Source organism: Nocardia sp. BSTN01, assembly GCF_015354405.1.
Lineage (GTDB): Bacteria > Actinomycetota > Actinomycetes > Mycobacteriales > Mycobacteriaceae > Nocardia.
This window is the reverse complement of record NZ_JADKYP010000005.1, coordinates 217,966-238,159: the sequence shown is the minus strand read 5'-3', so window position 1 is coordinate 238,159 and position 20,194 is coordinate 217,966. Positions and strand designations below refer to the sequence as shown.

Annotated in this window: 18 protein-coding genes and 2 pseudogenes; 14 read left to right on the top strand and 6 right to left on the bottom strand. The window is 67.9% G+C overall.

All coding sequences use genetic code 11. The annotated features are described in order from the left end of the window. A partial coding sequence (locus IRT45_RS07435; RefSeq protein ID WP_194805120.1) for an IPT/TIG domain-containing protein occupies positions 1-319 on the bottom strand: 319 nt, incomplete at its 3' end. Positions 320-1,390: 1,071 nt separating this feature from the next. Between IRT45_RS07435 and IRT45_RS07430 the strand changes: the two genes are divergently transcribed. After that, a complete protein-coding gene (locus IRT45_RS07430; RefSeq protein WP_194805119.1) occupies positions 1,391-1,825 on the top strand; it encodes a hypothetical protein in 435 nt (144 codons plus the stop codon). A gap of 438 nt (positions 1,826-2,263) precedes the next feature. Here IRT45_RS07430 and IRT45_RS07425 read toward each other — a convergent pair. Together IRT45_RS07425 and IRT45_RS07420 are read right to left on the bottom strand one after the other, a co-directional pair. Continuing rightward, positions 2,264-2,398 (bottom strand): annotated as a pseudogene (locus IRT45_RS07425) (phosphate transport system regulatory protein PhoU); the annotation flags it as partial. Positions 2,399-2,630: 232 nt separating this feature from the next. Next, the gene (locus IRT45_RS07420) at positions 2,631-3,500 is read right to left on the bottom strand and encodes a LysR family transcriptional regulator (protein WP_194805118.1); all 870 of its coding nucleotides are present in this window, start codon (positions 3,498-3,500) and stop codon (positions 2,631-2,633) included. Positions 3,501-3,619: 119 nt separating this feature from the next. Between IRT45_RS07420 and IRT45_RS07415 the strand changes: the two genes are divergently transcribed. The 12 genes from IRT45_RS07415 (at position 3,620) to IRT45_RS07360 (ending at position 15,929) form a co-directional block, all read left to right on the top strand. After that, complete coding sequence (locus tag IRT45_RS07415) at positions 3,620-4,954, top strand: LLM class flavin-dependent oxidoreductase (RefSeq protein WP_309240824.1); 1,335 nt, start codon at positions 3,620-3,622, stop codon at positions 4,952-4,954. Positions 4,955-4,994: 40 nt separating this feature from the next. Then, positions 4,995-6,557: an ABC transporter substrate-binding protein gene (locus IRT45_RS07410; RefSeq protein WP_194805117.1), complete on the top strand. Its 1,563-nt coding sequence runs from the start codon at positions 4,995-4,997 to the stop codon at positions 6,555-6,557. After that, positions 6,554-7,585 carry an ABC transporter permease gene (locus IRT45_RS07405; protein ID WP_194805116.1) on the top strand — a complete coding sequence of 344 codons (1,032 nt, stop codon included), beginning with the start codon at positions 6,554-6,556 and terminating at the stop codon, positions 7,583-7,585. Before IRT45_RS07410 ends, IRT45_RS07405 begins: the two co-directional genes overlap by 4 nt. Then, a complete protein-coding gene (locus tag IRT45_RS07400; protein WP_194805115.1) occupies positions 7,582-8,511 on the top strand; it encodes an ABC transporter permease in 930 nt (309 codons plus the stop codon). The genes IRT45_RS07405 and IRT45_RS07400 overlap by 4 nt, the downstream gene beginning before the upstream one ends. After that, positions 8,495-9,496 (top strand): ABC transporter ATP-binding protein, encoded by a 1,002-nt coding sequence (locus tag IRT45_RS07395; RefSeq protein ID WP_194805114.1) that lies wholly within the window; start codon positions 8,495-8,497, stop codon positions 9,494-9,496. Before IRT45_RS07400 ends, IRT45_RS07395 begins: the two co-directional genes overlap by 17 nt. After that, a complete protein-coding gene (locus IRT45_RS07390; RefSeq protein WP_194805113.1) occupies positions 9,493-10,515 on the top strand; it encodes an ABC transporter ATP-binding protein in 1,023 nt (340 codons plus the stop codon). The genes IRT45_RS07395 and IRT45_RS07390 overlap by 4 nt, the downstream gene beginning before the upstream one ends. Continuing rightward, positions 10,512-11,633, top strand: a complete 1,122-nt coding sequence (locus tag IRT45_RS07385) for an LLM class flavin-dependent oxidoreductase (protein WP_194805112.1) — start codon at positions 10,512-10,514, stop codon at positions 11,631-11,633. Before IRT45_RS07390 ends, IRT45_RS07385 begins: the two co-directional genes overlap by 4 nt. 3 nt (positions 11,634-11,636) lie before the next feature. Next, entirely contained in the window at positions 11,637-12,779 is a 1,143-nt protein-coding gene (locus tag IRT45_RS07380; RefSeq protein ID WP_194805111.1) for a CaiB/BaiF CoA-transferase family protein, read from the top strand. Next, positions 12,776-13,477, top strand: coding sequence for an enoyl-CoA hydratase/isomerase family protein (locus IRT45_RS07375; protein WP_194805110.1), 702 nt, complete (start codon positions 12,776-12,778; stop codon positions 13,475-13,477). Before IRT45_RS07380 ends, IRT45_RS07375 begins: the two co-directional genes overlap by 4 nt. A gap of 9 nt (positions 13,478-13,486) precedes the next feature. Continuing rightward, positions 13,487-14,080, top strand: coding sequence for a hypothetical protein (locus IRT45_RS07370; protein WP_228533817.1), 594 nt, complete (start codon positions 13,487-13,489; stop codon positions 14,078-14,080). After that, positions 14,077-14,823: an alpha/beta hydrolase gene (locus IRT45_RS07365; protein ID WP_194805109.1), complete on the top strand. Its 747-nt coding sequence runs from the start codon at positions 14,077-14,079 to the stop codon at positions 14,821-14,823. Before IRT45_RS07370 ends, IRT45_RS07365 begins: the two co-directional genes overlap by 4 nt. A gap of 170 nt (positions 14,824-14,993) precedes the next feature. Then, positions 14,994-15,929, top strand: a complete 936-nt coding sequence (locus IRT45_RS07360) for an oxidoreductase (protein WP_194805132.1) — start codon at positions 14,994-14,996, stop codon at positions 15,927-15,929. A gap of 433 nt (positions 15,930-16,362) precedes the next feature. On the opposite strand, the pseudogene IRT45_RS07355 reads toward IRT45_RS07360, so the two are convergent. Continuing rightward, positions 16,363-16,782 (bottom strand): annotated as a pseudogene (locus tag IRT45_RS07355) (hypothetical protein); the annotation flags it as partial. A 293-nt stretch (positions 16,783-17,075) separates the two neighbouring features. Between IRT45_RS07355 and IRT45_RS07350 the strand changes: the two are divergent. After that, on the top strand, positions 17,076-18,428 hold the full coding sequence (locus IRT45_RS07350) for an FAD-binding oxidoreductase (protein WP_194805108.1): 1,353 nt from the start codon (positions 17,076-17,078) through the stop codon (positions 18,426-18,428). Between the two features lie 5 nt (positions 18,429-18,433). Here IRT45_RS07350 and IRT45_RS07345 read toward each other — a convergent pair whose 3' ends face one another. Both IRT45_RS07345 and IRT45_RS07340 read right to left on the bottom strand, forming a co-directional pair. Continuing rightward, positions 18,434-19,300, bottom strand: a complete 867-nt coding sequence (locus tag IRT45_RS07345; protein WP_194805107.1) for a sulfurtransferase — start codon at positions 19,298-19,300, stop codon at positions 18,434-18,436. Further along, complete coding sequence (locus IRT45_RS07340; RefSeq protein ID WP_194805106.1) at positions 19,300-20,181, bottom strand: LysR family transcriptional regulator; 882 nt, start codon at positions 20,179-20,181, stop codon at positions 19,300-19,302. The genes IRT45_RS07345 and IRT45_RS07340 overlap by 1 nt, the downstream gene beginning before the upstream one ends. Between the last annotated feature and the right edge of the window lie 13 nt (positions 20,182-20,194).

The following is a 20,194-nucleotide window of genomic DNA, read 5'->3' as shown; positions in this document are numbered from 1 at the left end:
ACACGACCGTCGTCCCACCGGCCGCCGACCCCGAAGCCGGACTGATGCCGGTCAAGGTAGGAACCCCGGCATAGGTGTAGGGCAGCGGGTTGCTCGTCCCGTCCAGCAAGGCCTGGACGGTGACGTTCACCGTGCCGGTTCCAGGCGGAGCGATCGCCGTGATCTGCGTGTTGGAGTCGATGGTGAAAGTCGTTGCCGTCGTGCCGAACCGGACAGTCAACGGGCCGACACCACTGAAACCGGAACCGGTGATGATGACAGAGTTCAGTCCCGCCGCAGGGCCGGAAGAGGGAGTCAGCGAAGTAATAACAGGCGCCATTGTCTTGCCTTCTACGGGTGGTCAGTGAAAAGGGTTCTCCCACAGCGGCCCAGCCTCAGCTTTCCAGCCGCTCATTCCCAGTAACCCTCCAGCACAGGCACTTCGGCAATGCATCCCCCAGTCCGTTTCCGTTCGGTTTGTTTCCCACGTGCAGGTTCGGCCGGCAGCTGTTCAGCGCGCCGGCTAACCCACCGCACCTGTTCAACCGGGCCCAAGCCGACCGCCGCGACGAGAGATGTCCGTGTCCCTCGATCACATGGCCCGCTGCCCCAGAGATAAGCCGCAGTTGCTGATGAGGCGGCCGGTCACATCCAGCTTCGCCTCGCCGTAAACAGGAATGTCTTGCCAGAACAGCAGATCGGTGACCCTCACTCCACGACGAGATCCGTTCTCTCGCCACGTCGCTGACCTGCCGAGAACTCCGGCTTGTTGCTCACCGAACGCACCCGCGGACACGCCGATGGACGAGCACGCCACCTGATCGGCGTGGACACCTCACTCGGGATGCTCCGCGTCGCCGTGGAACGATTACCAGCCAACTGCCGGACGACTCCCGGTTCCCCAAGCTTTCGTGAGTGCGGTCACAGTCGGCTGTTTTGTGTTCCGCCTCGTAGTCGCCAGCCCGTTGCTGCGCCTATTCTCTGGTCGGGCTCGTGAGTAGCCCCGGGTCCGAGCGACGTGGCTACCCCCTGTGTCCCGGCGCCCGAAGGAGGTCGGAACAATCTCCGGCTCATCCACTCCGGTCCCGCTCGCGCGGAGCGAACCGTGGAGAAAGCGCGGCTCCCCCGGCCCCGACACTCACGCCCGGGGAGCCGCCGCGATCCTGACGAAGTCGTTGGCCCGCGCCCGGCCCCGAGAGTTCCGCTCATGTCCGCCGGACCCGGTACCGTGCAGCATAGAACCGCAGAAACACCGGCCTGTTCCGCCCTCGAGCGGGTCACACGTGCCGGTCGACGTCTACACGTGGGTGCAGGACGAGCACGTAGGTCTCGGCAACCCTGTGGTGTGAGTTCCCGAAGAGTTGACTGTGCGGCATTGCCGCCGAAGTAGGGCCGGGGTGATGCTGGATGTGTGCGCGCCCGTGACGTGGAGATCGGGCACACCTACGTGGTGCTGGTCCCTCACCGCCTACCGATCGCCCGCTATCCCGACCGGCAGGTACCGGGCACCTTCATGTGGGTGGCGGGCCTGCTGGCCGGCGCCCGGTTCCGGCTCACCGTCACCGAGATCGATCTCGAGGCCGAGCCGGTGACCGTGGACGGGCTGCGGTTGATCGAACGCGCCCACACCGACATCACGCTCACCAGCGAACAAGCCTCTGCCCTCGGCCTGCCTCCGGGGCAGGGTTACCGGGTCGTGGGCATGCTGACCGATCGCACCGGCCGTCCGGCTCGGGTGCCGTCGCTGGAGACCGTGCGGGTGCCGGTCCGCTGGCTCTGCCCGCCCGACCATCCGCGCCTGCACCGCGATACCCACCGCGACGCCGACCTGTGGCCGTTCATGTAGCCCACGCAAGTGGTAGCGTGGCCCGCGAATTCCCGGCTGGACACGGTGCCGGCGTGAGATGACCAGTGGCAGGGCCCCTCGCCGGCACCGGGCCTTCCGGTCCCTCGATTCCCCGGCTCAATGAGGACCCGAGGGCACAACAAGCCGGTTGGGCTAACCGGCCCGCGGAAACCCGAGGCACACACCAAACATCGGCGAGATCGCCGCCCCGACAGCGTGTGATGTTGTGGCGCTCCACAACCTAGCGCATCACCCTGGCGAGCAAACCCGCATCCGGCAACTTCACAGCCGCGAAACCGACAGGCCCGCTATCTGTTTCCTCGCGCGATCGAGCGCAGTATCCTACGGTCGGCACGAGGGTCCCGGCGGACCGAGCCGCCGGGACCCTCTTCGCTTTTCACGCTGCTAAGACCTCGGCGTAGGCGCCGAGCGCAGGCATCACCCGCCCTCGGGGATCGGGTGGTGGGCGGTTTCGCCAGTGGTGAGGAAGATGGTGCGGCGCCCCACTTCCACGGCGTTGTCGGCGAAGCGTTCGTAATAGCGGCCCAGTAGGGTGAGATCGACTGCGATCATAGGGCGGTGTCGCTCGGGCCCAGTATGGTTTCCGACCTATATCGGTAGCGTTCGGACGTCCACAGCGGAACCCCAGCGGCGGCCTACCGAGGCGAACGACGAAGGTAGCGTCGCCCGATAAAGGAATGCAATCTCGCTGATTTCAATGCGGTGGGTCCAGATCTCTAATGGATACCGGGTAAATATTCGAATTAAATCGTCGAGATTTTATTAACGGCTCGACCGTCAGCGCTCACGCCCCCGCGGCCAGGCGCAGAGGCGGTGCAAGCAAGGGCCTTAAAGCGTCCGCGGCAGTTTTCACCGTCGCGGCCGGCAGCCCTGGTCGAGCGCCGACAGACAGCCGTAAGGGCTTCGCGGCCGGTAGGTCGAAGCACGGAACGAGCCCCTCCGGGGTCCGCCCGAGTGTCGCGAGCAGCGCCACCCCTACGCCCGTGGCGACGGCGGCGTGTACCCCGCCCAGCTGCGGCGCCTCGGCCCTGATCGACGCCGGGAGTTCGACCTCGGACAGGGTTTCCAGGGCGCGGCTGCGCAGCGCGCAGGGGCTGTCGAAGGCGACGATCGGGACCGGGTCCGGGCGCGGAGGCGGCTGCCAGCCCGGCGCGGAATACCAGGTCAGTTCGAGGTCTCCCACCTGGATCGCACTCGGATCGTCGCTGTTCAGCAGTAGTGCGAGGTCGATCCGGCGGCGCGCGAGACCGTCGCGGAGAGCACCGCCACGGTCGATGCGGAACCGGACGGAGAACTGCGGGGCCGCCCGCCCGAGCGCGCTCGCGAGGGCCGGTAGCAGTTGCGCGGCGCCGTGCTCGGTCGAGCCGATCGTGAGGATGTCCTCGGGCCGTCCGCCGAAGCCGCGCAATGCGTTGTCGTGCAGGTCGAGGATTTGCCGGGCCACGGCAAGCAGTTCATCGCCTTCAGGGGTGAATCGCGAGCCGCGCCCGTGCCGCTGCACCAGCTGGCGACCGACCGCATCCTCCAGCTTGCGCACGTGCTGGCTGACTGCGCCCTGCGTCAAATGGAGGTGGGTCGCGGCTCGCTGGAAGCCGCCGCAATCCGCAATGGCGACGAAGCTACGCAACGGTGCAATGTCGAGGTTCTTGTTCATGTCCTGACAATTATGCACTGCTATTACGAATCATGATGGTTCTCATCACGAATGCTCGTTGGATGGGCCGGGTGTATTCCCGTAATTTCGACGAGGCAGGAATCAATGGATGGAGCGGTGTGCGGAACAGACGGCAAATTCATCTGGGAGCCGTTCCCTACGGAACGGGCGGCCCGGGCAGCCACACCCTCTGGCTGGACCCGGAGATCCCCGGCGACGCGAGTGTGAACATCGACTGGTTCACCGATATCGCGCGACTGGCCGAGCGCGGCCTGTTCGATCTGGTGTTCATCGTCGACAGCCAGTTCATCACGCCGTATTCACCGCCGCATTACCTCAACCGCCTGGAGCCGTTGACGCTGCTGAGCGCGTTGGCGGTGCAGACCACCCGGGTCGGCCTGGTCGGCACGGCGACGACCAGCTTCAACAGTCCGTTCAACCTGACCCGCCGGCTCGGCTCACTCGATCTGATCTCGCGCGGTCGCGCCGGGTGGAACGTCGTCACGACCGGTGACGCCGGCACCGCGCGCAACTACGGACTCGACGAGCACTACGACTACGACACCCGGTATGGGCGGGCGCGGGAGTTCGTCGAACTCGCTCGGGCACTGTGGGATTCGTATGAGGACGACGCCTTCGTGCGGGACCGGGCGAGCGGGCGATTCCTCGATCGCAGCAAACAACACCGGCTCGACCACGACGGCGAGTACTTCAGGGTGCAGGGTCCGCTGAACCTGGTCCGCTCGCCGCAGGGACATCCGGTGATCTTCCAAGCGGGCGACTCCGATCAGGGCCGCGATCTGGGAGCCGCGGTCGGCGAGGGCATCTTCACCCACGCTCCCGACATCCCGTCGGGCCAGGCCTTCTACAGCGACATCAAGGGCAGGGCCACAGAGAGATTCGGGCGCGACCCCGATCATCTGCTCATCTTGCCCGGAGTCAAGATCGTGGTGGGTGACACCGACGCGGACGCGCGGGAGATCGAGGCCGCGAACAACGCCGCCGATCACACCTTCACCGCCGCGCTCGAGGAGTTCGGCCGGCCCTTCGGTTGGCACGACTTCACCGCCTACGACCTCGACGCGCCGTTCCCGGCCGAGGCGCTGGTATATGGCGAGCGCTCCTTCTACACCCAGGCCAAGGCGATCACCGACCGGGCGCAGCAGAACGGATGGACGCTGCGCCAGGCCGTGGAGGCCACCCGCGAGCGGCGCAAGAGCGAATTCGTCGGCTCACCGGAGACGGTGGCGGACAAGCTCATCGAGTGGTGGGAGGCGCGTGCGTGCGACGGTTTCAACATCGCCGTCGACCACCCCGCCAACTTCCGCCGGATCGTCGACGAGGTCGTGCCGATCCTGCAGGAGCGCGGTGTATTCCGCACCGAGTACACCGCGCAGACCCTGCGTGGCCACCTCGGCCTGCCGATCCCGCCGAACCGGTACAGCGCGGCCTGACCGGCCCGGACACCTGCCGCCAGAAAGAACCAGCCCGACCATGTCTCTCAGCGTTCAGCGGAGCAACCGCTCCGCCCCCACGATCGTCAGCCGCCGCGGCCTGTTGCGCCTGGGCCTCGGCGCCGGCGCCCTCTTCGCACTCGCGGCCTGCAGCGACGCCGGTGCCGGGTCCGTCGGCGGCGGTGGGCCGGGCACCGTCTCATGGGCCTGGCAGCTGCCGACCACCTGGGATCCGGTGACCTCGTCGGCCGGTTCCGACGTTACGATGCTCGCCCTCGCCTACGACGCCCTGACCGCGCTGGACGGCGACGGCAACGCGGTCGGCTGGCTCGCCGAGAAGTGGGCCTACAACCACGACGGCACCCAGGTCACCTTCACGCTGCGCCCCGGGCTGAAATTCTCCGACGGGTCACCACTGGACGCGGCGGCGGTGGCCAAGTCCATCGAACGCGGGCGGTCTGCGCCCGGTTCGCTGATCGCTCCGCAGCTCGTCGATCTGAAAAAGGTTGCGGCACAAGGTGACCGGGAGGTGGTCATCGACCTGGCCGGGACCAACTACCAGTATCCGCTACTGCTGGCCGGCAAGACGGGCATGGTGGTCAACCCCGCGGTGTTCGAGAAGGACGCACACACGCTGGCGACCCGGCCCGCCGGATCCGGGCCGTTCACGCTGACCTCCTACGTCGCCAACGACCACGCGGAACTGCGCAAGAACGAGTTCTTCCACCTCGCGGACCAGATCGCGATCACCCGGTTCCTGCTCTACCCGGCCGCCGATCCGGCGACCGTCGTCGCGTCGGTGGCATCCGGGCAGTACGACGTGGCCAGGGTTCCGGCCTCGGGTATCAAGGCGGCCCAGGCGAGCGGCCTCGAGGTGCAGGTGCTCGATTCGATGTATGTCGCTGTGCTGGACGTCAATACGTCGAAGCCGCCGTTCGACAACCCCGCGGTGGTGGAGGCGATGAAGTACGGCATCGACCGTGAGTCGATCAAGAAGATCGCCAACTTCGGCATCGGCGATGTCGGCTACCAGCCCTTTCCCAAGGGGTACGTCGGCTACAACGCGCAGCTGGCGCAGGCGTTTCGCTACGACCCCGCCAAGGCGCGCAAGATCCTCGCCGATGCCGGGTTGTCCGGGAAGGTGCGCTCCACATTGTCTGCAGCGGCGCCGGTTCCGGCCGCGGTGGAGCAGATTCAGGCCCAGCTCGCCGACATCGGTATCGACCTCGAGATCGACCTCGTACCGCCGTCGCAGTGGACCCAGATCGTGTATCTCAACCGCGGCAAACCGCTCGGCTACGACGGATTCGCGGGCCGCGAGTCGCCGCTGCAGGCGTTCCAGGTTCTGTTCAGCTCCACGGGGCTGATGAACCCGTCGCGCTCCGGCGATCCGGAACTGGCCGCGCAGCTGGCGAAGGTCGCAGCTATTCCGACCGACGCACCGGAGTATCCGGCGGCATTGCAGGAGGCGACCCGCATCGCTGTCACCCGGTTCCCCAACACATTTCTGTACGAGGTGCCGAGCATCCTGGTCCGGCGTCCGTCGCTGGCACCGCTGAAACAACACCCGAGTCTGCTCCGCTGGGAAGGCGTGACGGCATGACGGAAGCTATTGCGGCGCCGCTGGTTTCGGGCGCACCTAAGCAAGTCTCGCTCGGTCTGCCGGTGTTTCGCGCCGGCGCGCGGCTGCTGCTCACCTCGGTCACAGTGCTCTTTCTCGCCTCGCTGATCACCTTCACACTGGGAGCCCTGAGCAAGAACAATCCGGCCGCCGTGGTGCTCGGGGACACCGCGACGCCGGAGGACATCGCGCGGCTCAACCACGAGTTCGGCCTCGACCGGCCACTCGTGGTGCGCTACCTCGCCTGGGTCTGGGACGCGCTGCACGGTGATCTCGGGCGCTCGTGGTTCACCACGGTCCCCGTATCCCGGTCGATCCAGCTCGCATTTCCGGTGGACCTGTCGATCGCGCTGTACGCACTGTTGCTGGCGCTGGTCATCGGCTTCGGCGCCGGGATCCTCGCCGCCGCACGGCCGGGCGGAGTGATCGATCGGATCATCACCGTGTTCTGCTCGGTGCTGGCGACGCTGCCGCCGTTCGTCATCGGCATCGCGTTGATCGTGCTGCTGGCGGTGAAGGCTCGCCTCTTCCCGGCTGGGGGCTACTCGCCGTATGCGATCGATCCGGTGCACTGGCTGCGCTATGCCACGCTGCCCGCGCTGGCCTTGGCCCTCGAGGTGGCCGCGAATATCGCGCGGCAACTGCGCACCACCCTGGTGAGCGCGCAGGCCGAGAACTACGCCATCGGCGCCCGCATGCGCGGATACGGCCGGGGCCGAGTGCTTTTCGGTCATGTCCTGCGCAATGCGGTCGCGCCGACGCTCGCCGTCGTGACCAACGCGCTCCCGCTGATCATCGGTGGTGCCGTGATGACGGAGAAGCTGTTCAACCTACCCGGCGTCGCCCAGCTGGCACTGCAATCCGCCCAGCGCGGTGATGTGCCGGTCGTCCTCGGCACGCTGCTGGTGACCTCCGCGGTCGTCCTGCTCGGCACTCTCGCGCTCGGTGCGCTGCAGATCCTGCTCGATCCCGCCGCACGCCGCGGCACCATTCCAGGAGGGCGGCGATGACGACGCTACGCACACTTCTCGCCAATCCCAGCGCCCGCATCTGCCTGCTGATCCTCGCCGCGGTGGCGTTCCTCGCCGTCTTCGGCAGCGCGCTGGCACCGTATGACGCGCTGCGGCAATCCCCGCAGATCCTGCAGGGCCCCAGCGCCGATCATCTGCTCGGCACCGACTATGTCGGTCGCGACGTACTGAGCCGGCTGATGGCCGGCACGCGGCTGTCGGTGGTCGGTGCGATCGAGGCGGTCTCGGTCGGGCTGTGCCTGGGCGTGCCTTCCGGTCTCGCGTCGGTGTGGGCGGGGCGGGCCGGTGAGTGGATCGGGTTGCGGATATCCGAGACGCTGACGGTACTTCCCTTCACCGTCTTCACCATCGCGGTGGCCGCGACCCTCGGAAACGGTATGAACCAAGCCATGGTCGCGGTCGGGATCCTGTCCGCACCGATCTTTTTCCGCATCAGCCGGGCGGTCGCACTCGGACTGCGCAGCACCCAGTACGTCGAGTCCGCCGAGCTGATGGGCGCGTCCACCTGGTGGATCTTGCGCACCCACATGTGGAGCAAGGTGGCGCCGAATGTCGCGGTGGCCGCCGCACAGGCCACCGGTGCCGCCTTGCTGGTGATCGCCTCCCTCGCCTTCCTCGGCGTCGGTGTCACACCGCCGGCTCCGACCTGGGGCGGCATGCTGGCCTCCGATCTCGGCTATCTGGAACTGCAGCCGTGGGCGCCGCTGCTGCCGGGCATACCGATGTTGCTCACTGTCGGCGCCCTCAACATCCTGGCCGACTGCCTGCGCGAGGCGAGCTCGGATGCCCCCCGTGCCCGGCGCGGACTGTTCGCGCGGCTGCTCGGCCGCGGTCTGTCGCTCCCGGCCACCGTGACGAAACCCGCGTTCCCCACCGAGGAGTTCGACCGTGTCACTGTCCGATGATCCGACCGTCACCGATCCGGTGCTTCGTGTCGACGGCCTGAACGTCGACGTCGCCGGTGGCCGTCGGGCCCTGCGCGATGTCTCCTTCCAGATCCGACGGGGCGAGACCGTCGCCCTGGTCGGCGAATCGGGGTCCGGTAAGACACTGACCTGCCGCGCCGTCCTCGGACTGCTCCCGCCAGCGGTCGAAATCACCAGCGGCACGGTCACTTTGGGGTCAGGCGACTCTGCCGTAGATCTCACCGGCGCCCGGCCCGCCACCTGGCGGCGGCTGCGTGGCATCCGGCTGTCCGCGGTGTTCCAGGATCCCGGTTCCTACCTCAACCCCTCACTCACCATCGGCTACCAGGTCGCCGAACAACTGCGGGTGCGCGGCAGTCTCGGCCGCCGGGCCGCGCGCGATCGCGGCCGAGAACTCCTGCGCGAGGTGGGGATTCACGATGCGGAACGAGTCGAACGGCTGTATCCGTTCCAGCTGTCGGGCGGGATGCTGCAGCGGGTACTCATCGCCGTCGCGATCTCGCTCGATCCGGAACTGCTGATCGCCGACGAGGCCACGACAGCACTCGACACCGTGGTGCAGGCCGAGATCTTGGAACTGCTCGAACGGTTACAGCGCCACCACCGGCTCAGTCTGCTGCTGGTGACGCACGATCTGGCGGTAGTCGCCCGGACCAGCCATCGCGTGATGGTCATGTACGCGGGTGAACTCGTCGAGTCCGGGCCGACCGAGGAGGTACTGCGCAACGCACGCCACCCCTACACCCAGGCCCTGCTCCGTGTCGCGTCGCTCGGCGACTGGTCGCGGCGCACCCTGGAGACGATCGACGGGCAACCACCCGCCGCGGGAGAAGAGATCGACGGCTGCCGCTTCGCGGCGCGCTGCCCGCACGCCGGGCCCGGCTGCGCGGACGGTGCGATCCCGCTTCGCGAGGTCGGCTCGGACCATCTCGCCCGCTGCGTCCGGGACCGGGTGGCCGCATGAGTACCGCACCGCTGCTGCGGATCACCGATCTGTCGGTCACCTACGCGGTGCCGCGCCGCGCCGTCGGGCTGGGCACCGGCGCGGCCCTACAGGGCGCGAGTCTGGAGGTGTATCCGGGCGAGATCGTCGGAATCATCGGCGAAACCGGTTCCGGCAAAACGACATTGGCTCGCGCCACGGTCGGGCTCACGGCTCCCGCAGGCGGCACCATCGAGTTCGACAGGCGGGAGCTCACCGGGCTGCGTGGCCGTGAACTGAGAAAATTCCGGCGGCAGGGCCGGATTCAGCTGGTGTTCCAGGATCCGCTGCGATCACTCGACCCCGATCTCACCGTCGCCCGTCTCGTCGGCGAACCGCTGGAGGTGGCGGGCGGCATCGACAGTGCCACCCGCCGGGAACGGACCGACCGCGCGCTGCGCGAGGTCGGCCTGGATCCCGACACGGTACGCGAGCGCCGCCCGCGCGAGCTGTCGGGAGGGCAGCGGCAGCGGGTGTCGCTCGCGCGCGCCATCGTGACCGAACCACAGCTGCTCATCTGCGACGAACCGGTCAGCGCGCTCGACGTCTCCAACCGCAATCTGGTGCTGAATCTGCTCGACCGGCTGCGGCGCGACCTCGGAGTCGCGGTCGTGATCATCGCGCACGATCTGTCCTCACTGGCGGGCATCGGCGATCGGGTGGCGGTGTTCTACCGCAGCCGCCTGGTCGAACAGGGTCCGCTGCGTGACGTGCTGACCCGCCCGGCCCATCCGTACACGGCCCTGTTGGTGGCGTCCGCGCCGAGCCTCGGCACTCAGTCGGCCATCCGGCCCGACGACATCAGGGTCGAACGCGAGCCCGCCCCCACCGGCGGCTGCGTATTCGCCGACCGCTGCCGGTTCGCATACACCGAATGTGCCACGCAGCCAGAACTTTTCGAGGTGGAGCAGCGCTGGTCCGCCGCCTGCCACCTGGCCGGCCGGTGGTCCGGCACGGCATCGGAAAACAGTCACACCACACTCACGAAGGGCGAGCGATGAGCTACGACGACGTCGAGATCCTGGGCATGATCGGCACTGCCGACGCCTCCGAGACACGGCCCGGGAACGGAGCGGTGATCGACCCGGACTATACGATCCGCTTCGCCCGCGCGCACGAGGACGGCGGATTCGACCGGGTGCTGATCGGCTACGGCTCCGGCTGGCCCGAGGGCTCCCAAGTGGCGGCGGCCGTCGCCGCGCACACCGAACGACTCGGCCTGCTCGTGGCACACCGGCCCGGTGTCGTCCATCCCACGCTGGCCTCGCGCACCTTCACGACGCTGGATCAGTTCTCCGGCGGGCGGGTGGCGCTCAACATCGTCACCGGCAGTACCGACGTCGAGCAGCGCCGCGAGGGCGACTACCTTCCGCACGACGAGCGGTACGCGCGCACCGACGAATATCTCCGAATCCTGCGCGCCGCATGGGATACCACCGGACCTCGCGACTTCGACGGCGACTACTACCGGTTCGAGGGTTTCCACCCGCACGTCCCGCCGCACGGCAACCGGCACCTCGAACTCTTCTTCGGCGGCAGTTCCCCCGCGGCCTACACGGTCGGTGCCCGGCACGCCGACACCTACATGCTGTGGGGCGAGCCGCTGCGCGAGACCGCCGAGCAGATCGCCACCGTCACCGAACGAGCGGCGGCCGCGGGCCGGGACCGCAGGCCCCGGATCTCGGTGTCGTTCCGGCCTATCCTCGGCGCCACCGACGAGGCCGCCTGGGAACGGGCGCATCGCATCCTGGACACCATCAACGGCGGCGCGGACAACCTGCGCGCCAACCAACTTCACCCGCGCGGCGCCGAACCGCAGAACGCGGGTTCGCGGCGACTGCTGGCCGTCGCCGAGCGGGGCGAGCTGCACGATCGGTGCTTGTGGACCCCGACCGCGAAGGCGGTGGGCGGCGGCGGCAACTCCACCGCGCTGGTGGGTTCGCCGGAGACGGTGGCGGCCGCGCTGCTCGACTACATCGAGATCGGTGTGAATACGGTACTGATCCGCGGATACGACCCGCTGCAGGACGCGATCGACTACGGCCGCGATCTGGTGCCGCTGGTGCGCCAGGAATTGGCCCACCGCCGGGCGACCCGTTCCGACCGGGCGGTGGTCTAGCGGATGCGGCCGTTGCACGGTGTGCGTGTCGTGGAGTTCGCCCACGTAGCGGCCGGTCCGTTCACCGGGATGCTACTGGCGGATCTCGGCGCCGACGTGGTCAAGGTCGAGCCGCCGACGGGCGATCAGATGCGCGCGTGGCCGCCCTTCGCCGACGACGATGACGAGCGGTTCAGCCACAACTTCGCCTCGGTCAACCGCAACAAGCGTTCGGTGGTCGCCGATCTGCGCGATCCCGGAGATCTGGCCCGGGTCCGCGATCTGGTGGCGGCCGCCGATGTGCTGGTGGAGAACTACCGGCCGGGGGTCCTGGACCGGCTCGGCGTCGGCTACGAGCAGGTGCGCCATCCCGGATTCGTGTACTGCTCGATATCCGGTTACGGCCTGACGAGTCCGTACGTCGACCACGGCGCGTACGACGTTGTCATCCAAGCGATGTCGGGACTGATGAGTGTCACCGGCGAGCCCGGCGGCGGGCCGGTGAAAGCGGGGGTTCCGGTCGGCGATTTCACCGCCGGGTTGTATGCCGCCTACAGCATCGCCGCCGTGCTGCCCCAGGTCCGCGCCGAGAGCCGGTCCGTGCGGCTGGATTGTCCGATGCTCGACTGCCTCATCGGCGTATCGGCGCTACAGACCAGTGAATTCTGGGGCTCCGGTGTGGAACCGGCCCGGCTCGGCACCGCCCATCCGCGCAACGCGCCATATCAGGGATTCGCCGCCGCCGACGGCGATTTCACCGTCGCCGCGGGTAACGATCGGCTCTGGGCGGCGGTCGCCGAGGTGGTCGGGGCACCCGAACTGGCCGACGATCCGCGATTCCTGACCCAACTGGACCGGGTCGCGCACCACGCCGAACTGGCGGCAATCCTGCAGGAGCGCTTCGCGAGCGCGAGACGCGACCATTGGATCGCCGAACTGCGTGCGCGGGGCGTGCCGTGCGGCCCGGTCAACTCGTTCGGCGACATCCTCTCCGATGAGCACGTGCACGCGACCGGATTGGTCGGTTCCCTCGACGTCCCCGTCGCCGGGCCCACCCCGACGGTCGTCTTCCCGGTACGCATCGAGGGCCAGGACCCCCGCCTGGACCGAGCCGCACCGCGGTTGGGCGGTGACGACGAGATCTTCGACGAGTGGTGTGGCACATGACCCTCGCCATTCATCGCGGCCGAGTCTGGCGGGTTCGTCTCGACCGTCCGCAGGCCGCCAACGCACTGTCGTCCGAACTCGTCGAGGCCCTGCACGATGCACTCGAGGAAGCGGCTGCCGTTCGACCGGAAGCGCTTGTACTGGAAGGTAATTCACGGCACTTCGCGGCCGGGTTCGATCTGACCGGGCTGTCCCGCGAATCGGACGCCTCCCTCGCCCATCGATTCCTGCGGATCGGGTCATTGCTCGAACGGCTGGCCACCGCGCCCTACCTCACGGTGGCCGTCGTCGAGGGCGCCGCGATCGGTGCCGGAGCGGATCTGGTCGCCGCGTGCGATCACCGGCTCGCCGGACCGGACGCCCGATTCGCTTTTCCCGGAGCACGTTTCGGCGTCGTGCTCGGCACCGCTCGCCTGCGCGCGATCACAGATCCCGCGATCTTCCTGGGCGGCGACCCGGTCACCGCCGCGGCCGCCGGGCGACTGGTGACCGGCACACCCGGTGACCTCTCCGGGATCCTCGACGCCTGGGCCCGCATCGACTCCGCAACTCGCCCCGCACTGCTGGCCGAGACCCGGCCCGTGCACGACCCCGACGCCGCACTCGCCGCACTGACCCGATCCGTGCTCGCACCCGGCCTGCACGACCGCCTGACCACCTATCGCCGGCGCGTCCTGTCCGCTCGAATCCCCCAGTGAGGAGCTGGAATGACCCGACCCCCGATCGTCCCGATCCAGACCGGCATACCGGAGTTGGCGACGTTCGCCGACACCGTCGCGCGCCTGATCGACGACATCCCCGACGAGCGCTCGCTGACGGCCGCCATCCGCGACGAACTCACCGCCGTCCTGACCGGCGGACTCGAACTGCCGCCGGGCAAGACGCGACCCGATCCCGATCACTACGTCATGTATCCGCTGCACGTCGACCCCGACGGCGCCTTCTCCATCGCCGCCGCGGTGTGGAACGTCGGGCAGGGAACACCGGTTCACGGCCACGAGACCTGGGGTGTGGTGGGAATTCACAGCGGCATCGAGGTCGAGACCCGCTACCGCAAGCCGTCGACCGAGGACGTGCCGCTCGTCGAGGAGGGCACTGCGGAGTGGTCCGCCGGTCAGGTGACGGTGTGCTGCACCACCGACGACGACGTCCACCAGGTGCGCTGCGGCGGCGACGAGCCGGTGATCGGAATCCATGTATACGGCGCGGATATCGGCACTCTGCCGCGCCGGTCCTACAACCCGGAAACCGGTGCGGTGCGCTGGTTCACATCCGCCTGGGCGGAAGGAGCGACCGAATGACAACGACACAGGCACATCCGGCAACCGGCGTGTGGGACGAACCCGAGGGCGCCACACCGCGCGGCACCGTCATACTGCTACCCGGACGCGGGGAGACCGCCGGATCGTACGGTCGTCTAGGCCGGCGGCTCTCGGCCGACGGTTATCGGGTGCGGTACGTGCCGGTGGCACTCGACGATTTCGCAGGGACCCGAGCGGCCGTCGAAAAAGTACTGGCCGACGAGTCACTGCCGGCGCCGCGGATCCTGCTCGGATCGGACAGCGGGGCTACGCTGGCGGCGCGGCTCGTCTCGGACATACCGGTGGAAGGTGCTGTGCTGGCGGCAATCGCTCTTCCCTCCCCCGCGCCACGAAGCTCCTCGACCGATGCGGTGGGCACCGAATGGGCGGACGAGGTCGATGCCCGCACCGCGTGCCCGGTGCACCGCGCCACGATATCAGCGGACGGCGAATTCACCCGCGGCGCAATAGCATTGCCGGTGCCGTGGCAGACGGTCGCGATCGGAGCACACGACCGCCCGACACTAGCGCTGCACGGCACCGACGACCGCATCACCCCCCTGGCCGCGGCGATCGACGCGTACACGCAGGCACCGCGCACCGATCTCCGCCTCGTACGGGGCGGCCGACACGACGTGCTCAACGATGTCGCGCACCGCTCCGTGGCCGCGACAATCGTGCTGTTCCTCGAGTCGCTGCGGCTGGGCGCTGAGGTCCCGCCGATCGTGACCCCGAAACTCTGACCTGCACCCGCAGTATTGTTCGCCATCACCTCGAACGTGACGGCGAGAAGCTGAGCTACGTCCTGGCCCAGGTGTACCGTATCGACAACGGAAAGCTCGTCGAGTATTGGGAGTATCCGGAGCCGGCCTTTTACCACGCGTGGCGATTCCCCCGACGTGAGCGAGGTGAAATGAAAATGAACCGGCGTCAGCGTTGGACGGCTGACGCGATACCGGATCAATCGGGGCGCACTGTCGTTGTAACAGGCGCTAATTCGGGTATTGGGTACGAGATCGCCGCTGCTCTTGCGCGTCGCGGAGCCCGCACGGTGCTCGCCGTGCGAGACATCGGCGCGGGAATCGAAGCTGCCGCCAGAATCGCCGACTCTCAACTCGGCGCTACCGTCAGCGTGCAGCAGCTCGATCTCGCATCCATGCGATCTGTCAGATCCGCGGCCGCCGAACTGCGCGCAAGCTACCCCCGCATTGACCTGTTGATCAACAACGCGGGGCTGGTCGCGTTTACGAAGGGATCCACCGAGGAGGGCTTCGAACTCCACTTCGGCGTGTGTCACCTCGGACACTTCGCGCTGACAGGCTTGCTCTTGGATATGCTGACGAACACACCCGGAGCCCGAATCGTGACCGTGAGCAGTTTCGGCCACCGCATGGCTGGTGACGGCATCGACTTCGCCGACCCACACTGGCAACGGCGTCCCTACAAGTGGGTACACGCCTACGGCCAGGCCAAGCTCGCCAACCTGCTCTTCACATACGAACTCCAACGTCGGCTGGCTGCGGCCTCGGGTACGAACGCCATCGCCGTGGCAGCGCACCCGGGCACGACGAAGACACACCTCGTTAGGGACGCCCCGATATCCATACGGCTGCAGAACAGACTGCTCGGCAGCTTGCGTCAAGGCGCTGCGATGGGAGCACTGCCGATATTGCGCGCCGCAACGGATCCCGCAGTTGTAGGCGGCCAATACTTCGGTCCCAGAGGACTGGGCGAACTACGAGGCCATCCCCGGATCGTCAGCTCATCTGCCACCTCCCGCAATGCCCTGCTTCAGCGCAGATTATGGGAGATGTCCGAGGACCTCACCGGTGTTCGGTATTCCGTATGACCACCGACGAAGCAGTATCTGAAGTGTTTCGGAGGACGGAAGCTCACATGTCGATGGGGAACCTCCAACCGCAAGTGGTGTCTGAACCCGCAGCGCCACATCGGCTCTCGAAGCGGTACATCGCGCCGTCGTTCCGATCATCGCTTCCGCCCACAATGACACGCTGTTCGTCGCTCGCCGCTGTGTCGACGCCCATGCCGGCGTCGTTATCGACCCGATGGGCAGCTGCATCCGCAAACAAGTCCGCGCAGCCGCTAGTACTGCGACGGCAGTTAAGTTTGCGGTCGTCCCCGCCGGCGGTAGTGGCCGAGTCGGGCTTGGTGTTGCCATCGGCGGCGCCAGCTCGACCAGGCCCAGACATGCTCGGCGGAGCGTGTGTGGCGCAGGACCAGGTGTGCGAGCAGGCGGCGGATCTCCGGTAACGTGAAGGCGATCATGCCTTCGTCATGAACTCCGAGTCCCCTTTTGCGGCAACGGCTTTGGATGCGGCGAGCCAGGCCGGTGCGAGCATGGACAAGGTGATGTGGGCATACCATGCCCGGAAGGTCCGGACCTGGTAGTGGTCGAGTCCGGCTTCGTTTTTCGCCTGCTGGAACGCTTCCTCGATGTGCCAGCGTGACCCTGCGACCCAGGCGAGGTCGGTCAGGGTGGAGCGGCGAGGCCCGTAGCAGACGTAGTAGGCGATCTGCTCGGGGTCGCTGATCGAACGCCGGGCCAGCACCCAGTGACCGCGGCCGAACTCGACGTCATCGGGAATACCCGCCGCGCGGCAACGGTCACGGTCCTCGATCCAGGACTGCGGGATATACAACTCCCGATCGACCAAGGCGTGCCCGTGTTTCGACGCGTAGGCCGGATCGGACCAACCACAAGGGAGACTGCAAGAACCGACAGTGGTAATGGAAAGTTCCCATCCGCATAGAGTGACTACATGAAATGCTTGCGTCGCGTATCCGCATTCCGGACATGGCGCAAAATGGTTGAGTATTTCACTCCATAACGATCAAGGGCCAGGCGGTCAGGCTCGCAATAGGCAGTGATCGGATACTTCGATCGTTGCGAGCGGCGCAAAGCTCCGGCAAGCGGAGAAAATGAACCAGCGCCCCGTTGCCACGCCGGCGCACGCGGACCCGAAGGAGTACCTCGATGACCATTCCCGCCACCGGGCCGAAGTCGATCACGGGGACGGTCCTCATCGGCTCCGCGATCCCCGAGCACGTGAAGTCGGATCGATCGGCTCATCGGGCCGACGGGCAGCCCGAGGTGCTGGTGTGCGCGGCGACCGTGGACGACGTGCGGCGGGCAGTGGAATTCGCGGCGGAGGCCGGGCTGACGGTGGTCGTGCGAGGGGCCGGCACCGGGCTGGCGGGTGGCGCGAGTGCCGGTGCCGGTTCGCTGATCCTCGACGTCAGTGGGCTCGACCGAATTCTGCGGATCGCCGAGGCCGACGAGTACGCGGTGGTGGAAGCCGGTGTCAGCGGCGCGGTGCTCGACGCCGCGGCCGCCCGGGCCGGCCTGCGGTATGCGCCGGATCCGGCCAGTGTCGCGATCTCGACGATCGGGGGCAATATCGCCACCAACGCGGGTGGGCTGCGATGTGTGAAGTACGGGGTGACCGGCGATTCGGTGTTGGGCCTGAGCGTGGTCCTAGCCGATGGCAGGCTGCTGCATACCGGACGACGCACCGTGAAAGGCGTCGCGGGACTGGATCTGACGAGCTTGTTCACCGGCTCGGAGGGCACTCTCGGCGTGATCGTGTCGGCGACGGTGCGGTTGCAACCGATTCCGGTGCGCACAGTGACGGTCGCCGCCTATTTCGATGACGTCGAGCAGGCGGCCGCGGCCACAGCGGCCGTACTAGCCGCGCGGGTACGGCCCGCGATGCTGGAATTGCTCGACGGGGCATCGCTTCGGGAGGCCCAGGAGTGGTCGGGGGTGCGCGGTGCGGCGGCGGGCGCGTTCGTCGTCGCCCAGACCGATGGTTTCGGTGCCGACGCAGAGGCCGCGATCGTCGAATCGACGTTCGCGCGCTTCGCTTCCCGCGTGTCCGTCGGCACCGATTCCGCCGCCGCGGACGAATTGCTCACGGTGCGCCGCGCAGCTCTTCCCGCACTGGAGCGGCACGGCCGGGTACTCATCGAGGACATCGCGGTGCCGCGATCACGGATCGGCGAGGCCGTGCGCCGGATCACCGAGATCGCCACCCGGCACGACAGCAGGATCTACACCTTCGGCCATGCCGGAGACGGAAATCTGCATCCCATCATCGTCGTTCCCGAGCACGACCTCGCAGCCCTCGGGCGTGCCGAGAACGCGGCGGACGAGATATTCGCCACCGCATTGCAACTGGGCGGCACCATCACCGGTGAGCACGGCGTGGGGCTGCTCAAGCGGCGCTGGTTGGAGCGCGAACTGGGACCCGACGCGCTGCAGGTTCAGCGCGCGGTCCGGCGCGCGCTGGACCCCTCCGGGCTGTTCAATCCGGGAAAGATGTTCTGATCGGGTCAGTCCGGCGGCGCCGCCGCGGCGACCGGACGCCCGGCCTCCGCGCTCCACTGCGACCACGACCCCGGAAACAACGCCGCGTCGATGCCGGCGATCCGCAAGGCCGCGATGACCACGGCGGCGGTGACCCCGGAACCGCAGTAGGCGCCCACGGCTCTCCCGCCACCCACCTGCGCGGACGCGAAGATCGAGTCGAGTTCTGTTGCGGGACGGAAGAATCCGTGCTCGTCGAGCAGGCCGGCGTACGGGACGTTGACGGCGCCGGGAATATGCCCGGCCACCGGATCGACCGGCTCACTGTCCCCACGGAACCGCTCGGGTGCCCGTGCGTCGATCAGAACTCCCGCGGTGGTGAGCCCGGCCGCCCCGTCCGCGGTCACCGTGTTCGCCGCGCCCGCGTACAGGTTGTCGTGCGCAACCGTGAGATCGCCGAGCGTCGGCTGTTCGTTGCCCTGTGCCAGGTCGCGACCGATCCCGGTCCAGGCGGCGAGCCCGCCGTCGAGGATGCGTACATCGGTGACGCCGGCCGCGCGCAGTACCCACCACGCGCGCGCCGAGCCCGCACGATTCCAGTTGTCGTACACCACGATCGGCACTCCGGTCCGCGCGCCCCAGCGCCGCGCTGCCGCCTGCAGCCGGGCGCCCGCCGGTAGCGGATGGCGCCCGCGCCCGGTGATCGAATGGTCGGACAGTTCGGATTCGAGGTCCACATAGGCGGCACCCGGAATGTGGCCGGCGCCGTAGGCTTTCCGGCCGTCGGGCTGGTCCAGTTGCCAGCGCACGTCGAGAACCGTCACGGGCACCCCGGCATCGAGCCGCTCGGCCAGTTCCTCGGCGGTGATCACACTGTCTGTCCGCGAAGTCATTACGCGACTCCCCTCAGCCGGCGGCCGGTGATCGAGTGATAGTGCGCGGTGATCGCGTCGACGGCGGTGTTCTCGATATCGTGACCGAGTCCGCGCCGGGCTACCAATCGCACATCGATCGAGCCCATCGCGGGCAGCTCCCGGATCTCGGCGAGGCCACCGGGCGGAGCCGTAAGAAACGGCAGCAGGGCGATCCCGAGACCGGCCTTCGCGGCCGCCACCACGCCGTCCAAATTGCCGGATTCCGCGGTCACGGCGACCTGATAGCCCAGCGCGCCAAGCTTCTGCACGGCCCGCCGCCGCAATCCACAGGGCTCCTCGAACGCCACCAGCGAGATGGGCCCCGGTGCGGGCGGCAGCTGCCAGGTGGTTCCCGCGACCCAGCGCAGATCGAGCAGGCCCACCTCGGCGCCGACCGGCTCGGTGGTGTTGCCGCCCAGCACCACCGCGAGATCCACCACGCCCTTACTCACCGATTCCGTGAGCGTGGTGGAGCGATCGATCCGGAAATGCAGATGAGCGTCCGGATAGGCGGTACGCAGGACAGCGAGCAATTCGGTCAGCAGCCCGTCGCCCGCATGCTCGGTCGAGCCGATGGCGATCTGCACCGGCGCCGATCCGGCGAAGCGAGCGAGCACTTCGTCCTGGGCGTCGAGCAGTTTGCGCGCCTCGGCCACCAGGCGTTCGCCGTCCGGGGTGAAATACGAACCGCGGCCGTGCCTTTCGACGAGCGACAGCTTCAGCCGCCGTTCCAGCATGCGGATGTGCTGGCTGACCGTGGGCTGGCTCAGATGCAAGGCGTCCGCCGCACGCCGGAACCCGCCGGTCTCGGCGATGGTCACCAGCGTGCGCAGGTGCGTCAAATCCAGGGGATCCGCCATAAACTTCAGCCAC

Bases quoted from the DNA above. Each gene is read 5' to 3' on its own strand.
- IRT45_RS07380 (WP_194805111.1), top strand. From the start codon at position 11,637: ATGCGGCCGTTGCACGGTGTGCGTGTCGTGGAGTTCGCCCACGTAGCG.
- IRT45_RS07345 (WP_194805107.1), bottom strand. From the start codon at position 19,300: ATGACTTCGCGGACAGACAGTGTGATCACCGCCGAGGAACTGGCCGAG.
- IRT45_RS07410 (WP_194805117.1), top strand. From the start codon at position 4,995: ATGTCTCTCAGCGTTCAGCGGAGCAACCGCTCCGCCCCCACGATCGTC.
- IRT45_RS07370 (WP_228533817.1), top strand. From the start codon at position 13,487: ATGACCCGACCCCCGATCGTCCCGATCCAGACCGGCATACCGGAGTTG.
- IRT45_RS07405 (WP_194805116.1), top strand. From the start codon at position 6,554: ATGACGGAAGCTATTGCGGCGCCGCTGGTTTCGGGCGCACCTAAGCAA.
- IRT45_RS07390 (WP_194805113.1), top strand. From the start codon at position 9,493: ATGAGTACCGCACCGCTGCTGCGGATCACCGATCTGTCGGTCACCTAC.
- IRT45_RS07350 (WP_194805108.1), top strand. From the start codon at position 17,076: ATGACCATTCCCGCCACCGGGCCGAAGTCGATCACGGGGACGGTCCTC.
- IRT45_RS07340 (WP_194805106.1), bottom strand. From the start codon at position 20,181: ATGGCGGATCCCCTGGATTTGACGCACCTGCGCACGCTGGTGACCATC.
- IRT45_RS07375 (WP_194805110.1), top strand. From the start codon at position 12,776: ATGACCCTCGCCATTCATCGCGGCCGAGTCTGGCGGGTTCGTCTCGAC.
- IRT45_RS07365 (WP_194805109.1), top strand. From the start codon at position 14,077: ATGACAACGACACAGGCACATCCGGCAACCGGCGTGTGGGACGAACCC.
- IRT45_RS07360 (WP_194805132.1), top strand. From the start codon at position 14,994: ATGAAAATGAACCGGCGTCAGCGTTGGACGGCTGACGCGATACCGGAT.
- IRT45_RS07400 (WP_194805115.1), top strand. From the start codon at position 7,582: ATGACGACGCTACGCACACTTCTCGCCAATCCCAGCGCCCGCATCTGC.
- IRT45_RS07385 (WP_194805112.1), top strand. From the start codon at position 10,512: ATGAGCTACGACGACGTCGAGATCCTGGGCATGATCGGCACTGCCGAC.
- IRT45_RS07420 (WP_194805118.1), bottom strand. From the start codon at position 3,500: ATGAACAAGAACCTCGACATTGCACCGTTGCGTAGCTTCGTCGCCATT.